The sequence below is a fragment of the Tolypothrix campylonemoides VB511288_2 genome, from assembly GCF_045999855.1.
Classification (GTDB): domain Bacteria; phylum Cyanobacteriota; class Cyanobacteriia; order Cyanobacteriales; family Nostocaceae; genus Scytonema; species Scytonema bouteillei_A.
Genome location: NZ_JBFPMW010000005.1, coordinates 267,643 through 282,321 on the forward strand (window position 1 = coordinate 267,643; position 14,679 = coordinate 282,321).

The following is a 14,679-nucleotide window of genomic DNA, read 5'->3' on the forward strand; positions in this document are numbered from 1 at the left end:
GAACAATTAGGCATCTATTACTCTGTAGTCTCTTCTTGTTTTAAAAATGCGTTTCCCGATTTGGCAAAACCGCACTTTCAATAAAGTTATTATTCTTGCAGGTATTATTCTAATAGTTGCAGTAGGGGTTCAACAAGTTAAATCTCACAATGCCATCATTAACCTTATCTCTCCAAAAGTCAGTGTAGCTAATTCCAAAATCTATAAACAAAACACGATTTTAGGTACAAAGAACGTATCATTGGGGGGCGGTGGTTACGTGACTGGTATTTACCTACACCCTAAAGAAAGAGATTTAGTGTATATCAAAACCGACGTTGGGGGTTTTTATCGTTGGAATTCTGCATCTAGAAGTTGGATACCTCTTACCGAACAATTTTCACTTGTTCAAAACAATTACTATGGAGGAGAAGCTTTAGCGCTTGACCCAAATAACCCAAATATTGTTTACATTGCTGTAGGGAAATATACAAGTGATTGGTGGCAGTACAAAGGAACTATCTTCAAATCCACAGATAAAGGAAAGACTTGGACAAAGCTAAATTTAGACTTAAAAATGGGGGGAAATGATGACATCAGATGGGCGGGAGAAAGACTGGCTGTCGATCCATTTAATTCTCAAGCTCTCTTTTTTGGTTCAAGACAAGATGGGCTGTGGAAATCTTTAGATGGTGGTAAGACTTGGGCAAACGTACAATCGTTCCCAGGAAAGTTAAAAAAGGGTATTGGTATTACTGCTGTTGTGTTTAGCAAATACAAATCTGGTACAGTTTATGCTGTTGCTTATGAAGATGCAATCTATAAGTCAACTGATACTGGAAAGAGTTGGACTAAAATAGCAAATAGCCCATCAAAAGTTAATCGTATTGCGATCGCAAGTTCAGATATTTTGTATGTTACCCATAGTTCTGGTGTTAGCCAATTAAAGAACGGCTCTTGGAATAATATCACACCCTTTAACAGCAAACTTGCTTTTAATGGTATCACTCTTAACCCAAATAATTTCCAAGAGATTCTGGTTTCTACATTTGTAGATAAGGGAACCAAAATTTACCATTCATCAGATGGCGGGAGGATATGGCAAGAGCAAAAACGCAAAGCCAACAATACAGTCCCCTGGTGGAATGAAGATATGATTTCCCACGGTTCGGTGGCTGCTATTGAATTCGATCCTCACGTTGCTAGTCGAGTTTGGCTAACTGATTGGTACGGTATTTGGCAGACAGAAAACACCAACACTAAACCAGTCGTTTGGACAAATTATCAGACAGGGCATGAAGAATTGGTTACTTTTGCTTTGGTATCACCTCCTTCTGGGGCATTACTATTAAGTGGAGTGGCAGATGTAGATGGTTTTTACCACAACCAAGGATTAGATAATTACCCATCAAAAAATTTTGGCGCGAGAGGACCTGCATTTCAAGACACTTACAGCATCGCTTATTCCGAAGTCAATCCAAAAAGAATGGCACGTGTGGGTGGTAACCGATTTAATAACACTTATTCAGGTGCAACTTCAGATGATGGTGGTTTGACTTGGAAGCAGTTTGGCTCTTTTCCACAAAATACTCTGCCAACACGTATAGCTATGTCTGCAACCGATGCAAACCTTATGATTGTCACCGTGAGTGACAGACAACCACTGCGGACTACTGATGGAGGCAATTCTTGGAAACAAATTTCTGGATTACCAAAGGGCTTTAGTGGACCTTGGAACTGGCTTCAGCCTTTGGTTGCAGACACAGTCGATGGCATGACCTTTTACTACTATGACAACAGCAAACTCTATCGCAGCACTAATGGAGGTGCATCTTTTGATGTGGTTTCATCATCCATTCCTCATACAAATTGGCACTCTTTAAAAGCATCTCCTGGAGTCAAAGGGGAATTATGGCTTGGAATGGACGAGCAAGGACTTTTCCACTCAACTAACGGCGGTCAAACTTTTTCTCGTCTTCCAATGGTAAAAAGAGCGCATTTGTTTGCTTTGGGTAAACCTCAGCCAGGGAGTAAAGTCCCGGCGCTCTACTTGTATGGGGAAATAGATGAGATGGGTCAAGGAATCTTCCGCTCTTTAGACAGAGGAAAAACATGGAAGAGAATTGGCGATCGCACCAAACCTATTGGCAATTCTCCAAATGTTATGGAGGCAAGTAAGCAGGAATTTGGCTTAGTTTTTATTGGTACTAATGGCAGAGGAATTTACTATGGAAATCGCTAAATAATTGGAATCAAAAAAACGCAAAATTCCATTCTTTTTTTGTTTTGAAAAATTATCCATGAGTCCAAATAAAGTTCATTTCTTAGGTATAAATATACATAATATTACCATGTCAGAACTTTTAAAAAACCTGAAGCTTGGTGGTATTGTGTTTACTCCAAACGTAGATCACATTATGAAATTACATAGAAATAAAGATTTCTATGATGTCTATCAAGAAGCAGATTATAGAGTTTGTGATAGCCAAATCATAATGTATGTTTCTAGATTTTTAGGAACCCCTATTCAAGAAAAAATTTCTGGTTCTGATTTGTTTCCTGCTTTCTATAACTACTACAAAAATGATGAAAAAGTCAAGATTTTTTTACTAGGAGGATTTGAAAATGTTGCAAAAAAGGCTCAGCAAAAAATTAATTCAAAAGTAGGTCGTAATATTGTTATTGCCACGTACTCTCCTAGCTTTGGCTTTGAGAAAAATGAGGATGAGTGCCAAAAAATTGTTGAGCTTATTAACTCCTCAGAAGCTACCGTCTTAGCTATTGGTATGGGTGCTCCCAAGCAAGAACTGTGGATTTCTAAATACAGGCATCAGTTAAACAACATTAAAACTTTTTTAGCTATTGGTGCAACTATCAACTTTGAAGCCGGCAATATAAACCGAGCTCCAAAGTGGATGACTGAAGTAGGACTAGAGTGGCTTTATAGGCTTTCATGCGAACCCAAACGACTGTGGAAGAGGTATTTGTACGATGCTATTCCATTCTTGTGGCTAGTGTTACAACAACGTTTTCAAATTTATAAGAATCCATGGTCTGCCATGAAGCAATATGAGATGGTTAACCTCGGTAATGACGCAGAGACCAAAGTTCTTTAATTGAGCCCCCATTGGTAATTCTGATACCCTGAATTCAGTTAGTTGTGTTTAGCTCATACGGCAGAACTTTAGCTAGTGGTAGCGATGACGCTACTCTTAAAATTTGGCAGTTTTTGAGTAGTTATTCAAGCTATTTGACACTTGACTTGCTCGCAATATTTAATTTATCACTTTGCAAATTCAAAGTCGTGAGACTGCAGTTGTTGTTACAGTGGTGCGATCGCAGACAATGAGGCTCACAATGAGCATGGGCGATCGCGCTTTATGCAGCTTCTCTATGTATTATCACATTTATATTCTTGATTTTTAGTACAACGCTCCTATTTTTAAATAAGCTTTACCAAAGATTCAAGGAACTATAATATTGTCCAGCAGATTTTATTAATTTAAAGCTGCGCGGATTTTTCCCCATTCATGAAAGCACATATGGGTTGATAACAAATAACTCACTTCAAATCATAACTCCTCTTAACTTTAGTATTGGCACAAAGCTAAGGGGGAAAATTCCACTGAAGATTTAAGAGCTACATTGCTTGTTAATCAATATAACTCATCTTAACCTATTTCAGTAATATTGAAGCCTCTAACAGGTCGTGAATAACGTCACAGTTTTGTTACTGGATTGACACCTCTTTGTAAAAGGAGAAGTGTATTTTCAGATAGAGTAACCTACATTTTGTAAAACACCAATAAAAAACTCTACCGATAACTTGAAAAGTTTCCAGAAAAGTTCAGCCATCATGGTGCAAGATGGAACAATTGGTGGTGTCGGTGCATCAAAGAGAAAATTTTAATTGATAAATAAGAAGTATTGAGGCAGAAATTTTGTAGCCTTATAACTATCTTTAGTCACAGGCTAGAAATAGCAGAAAATATTTGTTGATTGAGAACACAGGTGGGAGTTAGCGACACAACTTACTTCATTTCGGTTCTAAAATTATCGATTTTTCTGTTCGTGTGCCATGCTCACACTCCGATCGTAAATAATTTTAGGATACGGAAAAATTACTTTAATATCAGTACTCTTCTTAGAAGAACGAGCAGTTTTGTATGCGGTCGTAACTCACATCCTATGACAGCGATCGGCTTATTAAAAAAATTTGTCAGGAGATTTAAAATGACATTTTTAGTTTCCAATCTTAAAAAAATTAAAGTTTTGCATACTTTATATCTCATACTTAACCGGAGTAAAAGCAAATACAGTTTTCTACTCAGGCGACCAATTCTTCTATTTTTAAAAAAAATCCTAAAGTTTAAGATAGTAACGAGACATGAGTTAATCAACAATACAGAGCAATACCACACAATTCAGTTTCAATCAGAGGAATTAATTTCATGTATGAAACCTTACAATTTAAATGAACATGGCTATTCGGGGATATTTATTGATGAAATTCCTGAGAAAAGCAGAAAAGATGAATTTTTTTTATGTGAAGTAGATAATGCTGAACTGGCTGGTCCCACTGCCCTAGGATTTGACAAAAATAGAAATATTATTTTGGAAACATCTGTCCCAGTTTCTACAATATTTGGTACATCATTATCTCAAACTTCCTCTTTAAAAGAAGATTTACCAATAGAGGAATGCATACCTTTACAAGCTTTAGCGTCAAAGTTCTTATCCAAAGGCAATCCTCCTCAATTAGATGTAGCCTGTTCATTAATAAATGGTTGGAGTAGAAATTACTATCACTGGATAGTAGACTGCTTAGCACGACTGGAAAGCTTAGAGCTTTATCAAGAAAAGACTGGTATCAAGCCTACTTTGATCGTTGAATCAAATCCCTCTGCATGGCAAATAGAGTCTCTAAAACTTTTAGGATATCAGTCAAAAGACTGGATTCCTTGGAATGGGTCAAGAATGAAAGTGAACCGATTGTTAGTCCCATCTTTTCGGCGTTCTCCGGCACTTCACGTATCTCCTAAAGCTTGTTCTTGGCTTCGCCAACGCACACTCGGTAATCTGCCTGCGCTCGAAACTGACAAACTTAATTTTTCACCTTATATATTGATTTCGCGACGGAAGGCAGTAGGTCGTCGAATCATTAATGAAAACGAAGTCATAGATGCATTAAAGCCATTCGGGTTTGTTGCTTATGTACTTGAAGACTTAAGCTTTGCAGATGAGGTACGACTCTTTTCACAAGCCAAAATAGTTGTTGGTCCTCAGGGTGCTGGCCTCACAAATATGATTTTTGCAGAAAATTTGACTGTCATCGAATTATTTAGCTCGTTCTTTGTGGATGATACTTTTGTTTACCTAGCAAAAGAACTGGGTTTTCGGTATGGTTTCTTGAAGTGCAAGCCTCCGAGCATGGATTTTCGCCGTCGGGATACAGACATAATAGTAAACGTTGACGCTCTGCAAACACTTGTAGCCACAGCAGAAAGATATTATGAAAATAATCGATCGCTTGAGAGTTTCCATATAGCCTAATACCGTTTTACTCTAAGGTTGATACAAATAAGCAGTGGGGGGCAGGGGGAAAGAATTAGAGACCAATCATTTGTATCAGGCATTTCGTGAAATGGTATAAGATCTAAAGTCCTTTCCTCATTTTATCCAACATAACCCAAGGAAAGATAAGTCATGTAAGTGGGATAAATGAGATAAAATGATGACCGCTAAATTAACGTTCCATCACTCTCGCTAGAGAAAAAATAATTGAAGAAGGCAGGAGGCAGAGGGCAGAGGGCAGAAGGAACACTTTCGTTGGGGATTCAAACCCAATGGCACGAAGACAAGGCAGAGGGCGGAGCCAGCATTCCATAAATGCCTCCTGCCTCCTGCCTTTTTTGATAATCCTTGCTACACAGGACTTTTAGGCAAAAAACATGATTTTCCTCATAATGTTAGAAAATAAAGCTTCAAATCCAAGTGCTGTATGAGGTTTAAAAGTTGCCTTCATTTTTTCTTTCCCCAGAGTGATGGAAGAGCGTTAAAATATATGAAAACGTATACTTTTCTATTAGATCTATCAAATAATTAAAAACACACAAATCTCACTAATATTACTTTTATTACATTTCTGACTATTGGTTAGAATCTTAAGCAGAAACAGTTGGATCGCTAGAGAAAATTCAGGACAAGATAACATCGATCTTCACTCACTTTTTCAAAGATATTGTGAAGTTGTAATTTGAATATTTGATATAAAATTTAGTTGCTTTGTTATTTCAACTGCGATATGCTCACATATCAAGGAGAGGTTAACAAAAATTTCATGAAAGTGTGTGTGAGTTTATGAAAAACAAACATTTATCGAAAAAAGTATTGATATATACAAATTTTGTAATGACTTAAGAGCATTTAGCTTGTTCGTTTAAAGAGGTAAGGGGTGTAATTATGCCATCATTTGAAGAAATTACAATACTGAAAACTCGGTTTCACAAGCTCACAGCTTGTCAGTTGATATCTTATGTCGTTGAGGCGGCGAAAACCCGAGAGAAGACGGTTGTAGGGAATGTAAATATCAGAGCCATGAACTTTGCCTGCGAACTGCCTTGGTATCGCAACTTCTTAAATAAAGCTGATGTGGTTTTCTGTGATGGGTTCGGTGTACTGCTAGCAGCAAAATTTTTTGGATACTCTGTGGAATCCAGGCATCGCATGACTTGTCCGGACTATATAGAAAGCTTGGCGTTAGCTTGTGAAAGAAACAATGTCTCTCTCTTCCTTCTAGCAGGAAAGCCTGGAGTTGTAGATAAGGCAATTTCTAAGTTAACGGCGATCGCACCCAATCTTAAAGTACAAGGACATCACGGCTATTTTGATAAGTCCAGTCGTGATAACGATATTGTGATTCAGAAGATTAATGAATTTAAACCGGGAATCTTGTATGTGGGTTTCGGAATGCCATTACAAGAACGTTGGCTCGTAGACAACATGGATCGAATCGATGCAAAAGTTTTCTTACCTCTTGGTGCATGCCTCGATTTCTATACAAACACTGTCTATCGCGGTCCTCAGTGGCTAACCAACTCTGGATTTGAATGGTTGACAAGATTCGTTACCGAACCGCGTCGTCTTTGGAAAAGATATTTAGTAGGCAATTCGTTATTTTTCTATCGGCTGTTGCGGCAGAAATTTATTGACCTACTTGGACCTGTAACTAGCAATCAGTGACCGATGACGAATCATCAGTAACCAATTGTATTACCTATCAATCGTGCATGTATCCAAAATTTCCTCTCAGCAGGCGTCATTTCATATTCCTGGGATTCTCAGGTTTAGCCAGCTCAGCTGCCGTGACAGCAGGAAAAATAGTTAATACGAACAACCAAGTCCAAGCTCTTTACAATCCAAAAAGAGACTTTAAAGTGGTTGGACAAAATTCTTTGAAACAACGTGCTGCTTCAAAGGGGATTATTTATGGAGCAGCAGTCGAACCCGATTTTTTTCAATCCAATGCATCCTTTAGTGCTAGTTTTACTAGAGATTGCGGCATGATAGTGCCGGAAAACGCTCTCAAATGGTCTCAACTCCGTCCTGCTCCCGATAAGTATGACTTCGCTAGAGCAGATTGGTTAGCTGCATTTGCACGCAATCGTGGTATTCTTTATAGAGGACATACTTTAGTATGGAACCAAGACATACCTATATGGTTCAAAGAGACTGTTAACCGCCAAAACGCAGAGAAAATTTTGGTAGACCATATCACAACTGTCTCTAAGCGCTATGCAGGTAAGATGCATTCTTGGGACGTGGTTAACGAAGCGATAGATCCAGAAGATGGTAGGTCTGATGGTTTGCAGAGTTCTCCATGGCTCGATTTTTTAGGGCCGAGTTATATTGAACTAGCCTATCGGGCAACGGCGGCGGCTGACCCAAAAGCTATGTTAGTGTATAATGAGACATGGATTGAGTACGATATACCCAAACACGAGGCTAGGAGAAAGGCAACTTTAAAGCTCTTAGAGAATCTTTTAAAAAAGGGTACACCGATTCATGCTCTCGGTATTCAGTCTCACTTAATGGCTCATGAAAAAGCCTTTAACCCTCAAAAGCTGCGAGCTTTTCTCTCTGATGTAGCCAGTCTCGGTTTAAAAATACTGATTACTGAACTAGACGTAATAGACCAACAGCTGCCAGCAGATTCTACAGTTCGGGATCGCATGGTTGCCAGTCTCTATGAAGACTATCTTTCAGTAGTGCTAGATGAGAAAGCCGTGATTGCAGTCTTAACCTGGGGGCTGAGCGATCGATATACATGGCACGCATATTTTCTGCCACGTTCCGATGGTCAACCAGTGCGTCCTTTACCACTGGATGTTAACTTCCAACGCAAATTAGCTTGGAACGCAATAGCAAGAGCGTTTGACCGAGCTCCAAAGCGATAAAGATAGTTTTTATAAGTCAAGCCGTAAAGTCATCCATTTGAACTCGAATTCGTCCGATTCCTTCCTCGTTAATCTCGCGAATTCTTATCTACCAAGCAAAGAGTAAAGAACATCATAGCAAATAATAGGTGCAGTTAAGATGACTTACAAATTGTCAGTTGTCGGGTTCAAACCAGATTTAAGGTCAGGTCGAGGCGCAAGAATTCAAAAAGGATTTGCAACAAAATTTTTGCGTGTCTTAACGCTAGTACTACTAGATGCTGTGTTTTTAACCATAGCATGGAAAGTTGCAGTATTTTATGGCACACCTGTAAACTCTCCTTGGACAGAGAAATCTTCTTTCTTACTGCTAACTCTATTTGTTCAATTAGGAATTATCACCGCACAGGGATTATACCGCTCGGGGTACAATCGTCGAAATTATCCCCGTCTGATCAAAGCAGTTTCCCTAGCCGATATATTCCTTCTCTTCATTGCCTTTCTTTACGAACCAAGTAGTTATATTTCTCGATCCACCTTTTTGCTCTTTTGGTTATTCTCAGTAACCTTCTTATGTGCCGGTCGTTTCCTTGTTGATACGACTACTACCTTATTGCGGAAAAAAGGAGTTGTCCGCCATACAGTTTTCCTAATCACTGATTCTGATGAGAAAGAAAGAAACATCAGGCTGATAGAGAAAGAGGATTGTTACACGGTTGTTGGTGTCGCTAACCCAAACTGTTTGGACAGAAGCAACCGTGACACAACTTTAGAATATCTTCGCAGTCTGGGCGTTGAAGAAGTCTTTGTCTCTTGGGATGCTATCAAAAAACGTCTGTATGTCTGTTGGCATTTTTACACAGCCGGCATTACTATCCGAATTATCCCAACTGAAGCCGGAGTTCTTCCTTCTAAATCTTATTTCTGGATGATTGGTGAAGTTCCTTTTGTAACAATTCCAGCACCATTTATCACGGGTAGTGAGTTCTGGGTAAAAAGATGTTTTGACTTGTGTTCATCAATTATTCTCATACTCCTGTTTTCACCCGTGTACTTATCCCTTGCAGTACTCATTAAATTAGATTCTCCCGGACCAATCTTTTTTAAACAGGACAGAATTGGATTGCACGGTCAAAAATTCAAAATTTGGAAATTCCGCACCATGGTTGTCAATGCGGAAAAGTTACAAGCCGCTTTAGAGGCTAAGAACGAAGTCAAAGACGGTGTTCTGTTTAAAGTTAAAAATGACCCTCGGATCACCAGAATTGGTAAGTTTTTACGCCGCTATAGTTTAGACGAATTACCACAACTGTTTAATGTTGTATTAGGAGAGATGAGTTTAGTTGGTCCTCGCCCTTTACCCATCAGAGATGTCGAAAAGTTCCAAACAAAGCATTTTCTCAGACAAGAAGTCTTACCCGGTATTACAGGGCTGTGGCAAGTTTCCGGTCGTTCCAATATTGATAACTTTGAAGACGCTGTCAAATTGGATATTTCGTACATTGAGAACTGGTCGCTGTGGCTGGACTTGAAGATTTTGCTACAAACAGTACAGGTTGTTTTGAACAAAACAGGTGCTTATTAGGTAGTAGTTGGCGATCGTAACTTGTCGCTAATTGCTGAGAGCTAACAGGTTCGAGGACAGAAGTTTTGTTGAACTATCAAAAATCAATACCAATAACGCTCTTCATCCTTTTGTCCTCTCCCTTTTTGGTTGACCTACTTACCTTTTATTAAGACTTGGACTATTTGACACATTAGAGCTAAATCATGCAAAGCACACTTTTAAATCCAAACATGACAGTCATCAGACCGAATGGTTCTATTGTTAGTGCAAATGCATTGGAGTTTGAACGCAAATTGACAACACTGTTAACACAAACTGACTGTTCTATTTTGCTATTGGATTTGGGTAAAGTAGAATCTGTAGATAGTTCTGGAGTTTTAGCATTAGTCTCTGCATTAAAATTGTCTCAACGTATGGGACGGCGCTTAAGTCTTTGTTCTGTATCGCCTGCACTCAAAATAATCTTGGAACTGACTCAGCTAGATAGGCTGTTTGAGATATACGAAGATGAATCTGCATTCACAAGTGCTTAGAAGTACAAACTAATTGAAGAAGGCAAAAGTATCATTTAAGAATAAAAGCGCTACTCTCAAGTTAGGGTAGCGCCTTTTTTTATGAAATTGACAGTGCCACCATCGCTGTTAAAAACACGAAAACCCGCCAAAGCGGGTTAACACACAACAAAACTATGAACTAGAACAATAAAACTTTATTTTTAACTGAAATAGTTCATTTCAGCTTCTAATTGGCGAACTAAATTTTCATCACCTTTTTCTCTAGCTACTTTTAGGCGATGTTCTAAGGTTCTTTTAATATTGAGTCTGTGTGTTTCGCGTGCTTGTTTTACCGATTCCAATCTGTTCCTGCTCATTTTAACAATGTGCCTCTTAAATTTCTCCATCAAATGTCTAACTTTCCTAACATAGCAAATTTTTCGTAACTTTCGCTACAGAAAAAATAAACTTAATATATATTATTAAGCGGCAATATCTTCTTGTGGAAGGTTTACAACCCCATGCTGACCTTGCTTACCGATTTTGGAACCCGTGATGTTTACGTTGGGGCGATGAAGGGAGTGATTGCCCAAATCAACCCAAAACTTACAGTAGTAGACTTGACTCATGAAGTTCCACCGCAGGATGTTGCGGCTGCTCGGTTCTGCTTAATGGATGCGTACCTTTATTTTCCACCAGGCACAGTGCATCTAGCTGTTGTCGATCCTGGCGTAGGCAGTACGCGACGAGCGATCGCAGTAGAATTTGCTAAAGGTTACCTGGTGGGACCCGATAACGGAATATTTGGTGGAGTTTTGAGTGAAAGTACGGCAATTGCAGCCGTAGAACTAACGAACCCCAAGTATTGGAGAACCCCTCAACCCAGCAGTACTTTCCACGGGAGGGATATTTTTGCACCAGTAGCCGCTTATCTTGCTTGTGGCGTTCCCCTCAAACAGTTGGGCGAATCAATCGACCCCGCTACTCTAGTAGAATTAGATATTGCTAATTCTATAGTAACGGAAACTGGTATAACTGGTAGCATTCAATATATTGACCGTTTCGGTAACTTAGTGACTAACATTCCTGGGACTGATGTGCTGGGAAAGAACTGGAATATAGAAGTTGCGGGAATCACTATTCCCAAGTATGAAACTTATAGCGATGTTAAAGTGGGTGAAGCGATCGCACTTATTGGCAGTCATGGGTGGGTGGAGATTGCTGTTAACAATGGGAATGCGCGATCGCAATTGCACATAGCCTTAGGAGATCGTCTGAGAGTTTATTTTGAATGAAGGATGAAATTGCATCCTCAAGACGGGGACACGGGGATAAAATAGCATAGGGATGATTAGCAGTTCTTAAAAATTTCGGATTTCAATTGCTATGGCTCAGCAAACTTTATCTGCACCGGAAATTTATCAAGGTCAGTTTGGAGAGTTTACGATTAATCAGAGCGATCGCACGGGCGTTATTGTCTACCGTACTGGACTTATGGTAGCTGCACTCTGCTTTGCCACAGGTACTGCTTTAGTCATATTTAACCAAAACCCAGAGATTTTTCCAGTACTGACACCTTTATATGTTTGTTTCAGTCTGGCTTTAGGTGTCAGTTTACTCATGATACATATTTATATGACACTGTTACACAGACTTTTACAAGTTTTTTGGGCAATTGGCAGTGTTAGCGCCACAGTACTAGCTTTGTATAATAGCGCACCATTGGCTGTCACCGTTTATACTCAACCATTAACATTACTGGGAATAGGATTTACTTTTGCAGCACTGACAGGAATTTATTTTAAAGAAGCGTTTTGCTTTAATCGCTTTGAGACTAAAATACTAACACCAACAGTTCCCTTACTCTTGTTGGGACATTTGGTAGGGGTGTTGCCAACTCAATGGGAAAAAATTTTATTAGGAATTTGGGCAGTTCTGTTTGTCGTGTTTGCCGTTCGCAAAGCAGTGCAAGCAATTCCTCCCGATATTGGAGATAAGTCCGTATTTGAGTATTTAAAGACTCGGCAAGCAACGTAATTTTGAATCAATATATATGATTTCATAATTGCTATAAGAATCCTCTTGATTTTTGCAATGTAAGGCATACCTGGGGTGGAAATGCACACTAAAAGCTTTTGATGAGTATTGCCCACCCTACTTAAATTTTTTATAAATCATTTAGGATTCTTATATACTATTTCAGGTGATTAGCAATAGGTGTTGATTTGACAGAGTTAGAACGTTACTTGTTTGATTTGCAAGGATTTATTGTGCTGGAAAATGCTTTAACTCCAGCAGAGATAACAGCTATCAATGCTCTTTTAGATCCGCAAATTGCTTGTATAGATCGACGCGGAAAAGAGTGGGTTCGTTTTGATAGCTTGCTAAGTTGGGGTGTACCGTTTCGCAGTCTCATTGACAATCCTCGAATCACTCCTTATCTTGACGAGCTACTTGGAGCTAATTTTCGCCTAGACCACGATTACGTTCACATTATTCGCCAAGGTACCGGACCAATTGGCAGCATACTACACGGTGGTGGGACTCCCTACGATCCCTGTCAATACTACTTTTATAAAGATGGAAGAATGCACAACGGCTTGGTTGCAGTCGCCTACAGCCTCACAGACGTACCGCAGGGCGCAGGAGGATTTGGGTGTATTCCAGGTAGCCATAAAAGCAATTTCCCTTTACTTAAAGAATGGGAAAATTTAGAAAATCCGCTTTCTTGTACGCAAGAAATTTCTGGAAAAGCAGGAACAGCGATTATCTTTACCGAAGCCCTAACTCACGGTACTATGCCCTGGAAAGGACAACACGAACGCCGGACGCTATTCTACAAATACTCTCCGTATTCGAGCGCATGGGCAAGATATTACTATAACCCCGACGATTACCCCGACCTCACACAGATGCAACGCCGTAGGTTAAAAACTCCCGGTTTTTATCCTTAGGCAGTTCTGAAATTTGGGAACAATAAACCCAAAGACGATAAGGATGGGCAATTGGTGGAACAAGAACGTGCGTATTGGGTCGCTTGGTCGCAAATTTCTGGAGTCGGTCCTATTTTGTTAGGAAGGTTGCAACAGCATTTTGGTACGCTAGCAGCAGCTTGGGACGCAACCTCAACTCAGTTGAAAGAGGTAGAGGGTTTTGGTTTTCAAACACTATCTAAGGTTTTACAACAGCGATCGCGTTTGCACCCAGAACAATTTCTCCAACAACATCAACAGCAAAACCCTCATTTTTGGACACCAGCCGATCCAGAGTATCCTCGGTTGCTGCTAGAGATCCCCAGCCCACCCCCTATTTTGTACTATCGCGGCGAAGTTGATTTACTAGAAAATATCGGACACAAACCAACAGTTGGTATTGTTGGAACGCGCCAACCTTCAGAGTACGGTTTGCGTTGGACTCGTCAAATTAGTGTGGCTTTAGCTAAAAATGGTTTTACGGTTGTGTCTGGTTTAGCAGACGGAATTGATACTGAAAGCCACAGCGCTACTCTTAAAGCAGGAGGACGTACAATAGCAGTCCTCGGTACGGGGGTAGATGTTGTTTATCCATCTAAAAATAAAGAACTTTACAAACAGATTTTGCTGAATGGATTAGTTCTGAGCGAATATCCCTCAAAAACTCCCCCCGATCGCACTCACTTTCCCCGTCGCAATCGAATCATAGCCGGTTTGAGTCGCGCCGTGTTAGTGATGGAAGCACCAATCAAATCGGGTGCTTTGATTACTGCTAGTTATGCCAATGAATTTGGGCGAGATATTTACGCATTACCAGGAAGGTTAGATGACTATCCTTCCCAAGGATGTTTAAAACTGATCGCTCAAGGCGCTGTTCCCATTCTTAGAGAATTAGACGAACTCCTCAAAATGTTAGGAGCAATACCAGAACTTGATTCTGTTGCAGCAGTCTCTTCACCAGAGCAATTGACTTTACCCGATTTATCTCCAGAACTTCAACACGTTATGAAGGTACTTTCTTCAGAAGCGTTATCATTTGATTTGATTGTTCAACAATCTGGTATGGCTGCTGGATTGGTATCGGGCGCTTTACTCGAGTTAGAATTAATGGGTCTAGTTTCACAACTTCCAGGGATGCGGTATCAACGCTGTTAATTGCGTAGGAATTTCTCCACAAACGCTAAGAGATGTTTTAAAAGACTTAAGCGAAATAAATTGTTACTATACAAACA

12 protein-coding genes are annotated in these 14,679 nt (G+C 39.7%); 11 read left to right on the forward strand and 1 reads right to left on the reverse strand.

The genetic code is table 11. The features are described from left to right. The first annotated feature begins 46 nt into the window (after window positions 1–46). The 7 genes from AB0756_RS17620 (at window position 47) to AB0756_RS17650 (ending at window position 10,514) form a co-directional block, all read left to right on the forward strand. Entirely contained in the window at window positions 47–2,221 is a 2,175-nt protein-coding gene (locus tag AB0756_RS17620) for a WD40/YVTN/BNR-like repeat-containing protein (RefSeq protein ID WP_050045953.1), read from the forward strand. Window positions 2,222–2,330: 109 nt separating this feature from the next. Continuing rightward, window positions 2,331–3,095, forward strand: a complete 765-nt coding sequence (locus AB0756_RS17625) for a WecB/TagA/CpsF family glycosyltransferase (RefSeq protein ID WP_237265900.1) — start codon at window positions 2,331–2,333, stop codon at window positions 3,093–3,095. Window positions 3,096–4,212: 1,117 nt separating this feature from the next. Then, window positions 4,213–5,532, forward strand: coding sequence for a glycosyltransferase family 61 protein (locus AB0756_RS17630; protein WP_038087956.1), 1,320 nt, complete (start codon window positions 4,213–4,215; stop codon window positions 5,530–5,532). Window positions 5,533–6,441: 909 nt separating this feature from the next. Beyond that, window positions 6,442–7,221, forward strand: coding sequence for a WecB/TagA/CpsF family glycosyltransferase (locus AB0756_RS17635; RefSeq protein ID WP_082051723.1), 780 nt, complete (start codon window positions 6,442–6,444; stop codon window positions 7,219–7,221). 47 nt (window positions 7,222–7,268) lie between these two features. Continuing rightward, complete coding sequence (locus AB0756_RS17640; RefSeq protein WP_038087954.1) at window positions 7,269–8,435, forward strand: endo-1,4-beta-xylanase; 1,167 nt, start codon at window positions 7,269–7,271, stop codon at window positions 8,433–8,435. Between the two features lie 139 nt (window positions 8,436–8,574). Beyond that, window positions 8,575–9,999 carry a sugar transferase gene (locus AB0756_RS17645; protein ID WP_038087951.1) on the forward strand — a complete coding sequence of 475 codons (1,425 nt, stop codon included), beginning with the start codon at window positions 8,575–8,577 and terminating at the stop codon, window positions 9,997–9,999. A 185-nt stretch (window positions 10,000–10,184) separates the two neighbouring features. Next, window positions 10,185–10,514, forward strand: coding sequence for an STAS domain-containing protein (locus tag AB0756_RS17650; RefSeq protein WP_038087948.1), 330 nt, complete (start codon window positions 10,185–10,187; stop codon window positions 10,512–10,514). Window positions 10,515–10,696: 182 nt separating this feature from the next. Here AB0756_RS17650 and pirA read toward each other — a convergent pair whose 3' ends face one another. Further along, window positions 10,697–10,852, reverse strand: a complete 156-nt coding sequence (pirA, locus tag AB0756_RS17655; RefSeq protein WP_167844709.1) for an arginine synthesis PII-interacting regulator PirA — start codon at window positions 10,850–10,852, stop codon at window positions 10,697–10,699. A gap of 144 nt (window positions 10,853–10,996) precedes the next feature. Here pirA and AB0756_RS17660 point away from each other — a divergent pair, with 144 nt between their 5' ends. The 4 genes from AB0756_RS17660 to dprA all read left to right on the forward strand — a co-directional run bounded on the left by AB0756_RS17660 (window position 10,997) and on the right by dprA (window position 14,602). After that, window positions 10,997–11,770, forward strand: coding sequence for an SAM hydrolase/SAM-dependent halogenase family protein (locus AB0756_RS17660; protein WP_038087944.1), 774 nt, complete (start codon window positions 10,997–10,999; stop codon window positions 11,768–11,770). Between the two features lie 91 nt (window positions 11,771–11,861). Continuing rightward, window positions 11,862–12,512 carry a DUF2301 domain-containing membrane protein gene (locus AB0756_RS17665; RefSeq protein ID WP_038087941.1) on the forward strand — a complete coding sequence of 217 codons (651 nt, stop codon included), beginning with the start codon at window positions 11,862–11,864 and terminating at the stop codon, window positions 12,510–12,512. 188 nt (window positions 12,513–12,700) lie between these two features. Beyond that, window positions 12,701–13,429 (forward strand): phytanoyl-CoA dioxygenase family protein, encoded by a 729-nt coding sequence (locus tag AB0756_RS17670; protein ID WP_038087937.1) that lies wholly within the window; start codon window positions 12,701–12,703, stop codon window positions 13,427–13,429. 54 nt (window positions 13,430–13,483) lie between these two features. Continuing rightward, complete coding sequence (dprA, locus tag AB0756_RS17675) at window positions 13,484–14,602, forward strand: DNA-processing protein DprA (RefSeq protein WP_038088064.1); 1,119 nt, start codon at window positions 13,484–13,486, stop codon at window positions 14,600–14,602. Window positions 14,603–14,679 lie beyond the last annotated feature (77 nt).

Bases quoted from the DNA above. Each gene is read 5' to 3' on its own strand.
- AB0756_RS17620 (WP_050045953.1), top strand. From the start codon at position 47: ATGCGTTTCCCGATTTGGCAAAACCGCACTTTCAATAAAGTTATTATT.
- AB0756_RS17625 (WP_237265900.1), top strand. From the start codon at position 2,331: ATGTCAGAACTTTTAAAAAACCTGAAGCTTGGTGGTATTGTGTTTACT.
- AB0756_RS17630 (WP_038087956.1), top strand. From the start codon at position 4,213: ATGACATTTTTAGTTTCCAATCTTAAAAAAATTAAAGTTTTGCATACT.
- AB0756_RS17635 (WP_082051723.1), top strand. From the start codon at position 6,442: ATGCCATCATTTGAAGAAATTACAATACTGAAAACTCGGTTTCACAAG.
- AB0756_RS17640 (WP_038087954.1), top strand. From the start codon at position 7,269: ATGTATCCAAAATTTCCTCTCAGCAGGCGTCATTTCATATTCCTGGGA.
- AB0756_RS17645 (WP_038087951.1), top strand. From the start codon at position 8,575: ATGACTTACAAATTGTCAGTTGTCGGGTTCAAACCAGATTTAAGGTCA.
- AB0756_RS17650 (WP_038087948.1), top strand. From the start codon at position 10,185: ATGCAAAGCACACTTTTAAATCCAAACATGACAGTCATCAGACCGAAT.
- pirA (WP_167844709.1), bottom strand. From the start codon at position 10,852: ATGAGCAGGAACAGATTGGAATCGGTAAAACAAGCACGCGAAACACAC.
- AB0756_RS17660 (WP_038087944.1), top strand. From the start codon at position 10,997: ATGCTGACCTTGCTTACCGATTTTGGAACCCGTGATGTTTACGTTGGG.
- AB0756_RS17665 (WP_038087941.1), top strand. From the start codon at position 11,862: ATGGCTCAGCAAACTTTATCTGCACCGGAAATTTATCAAGGTCAGTTT.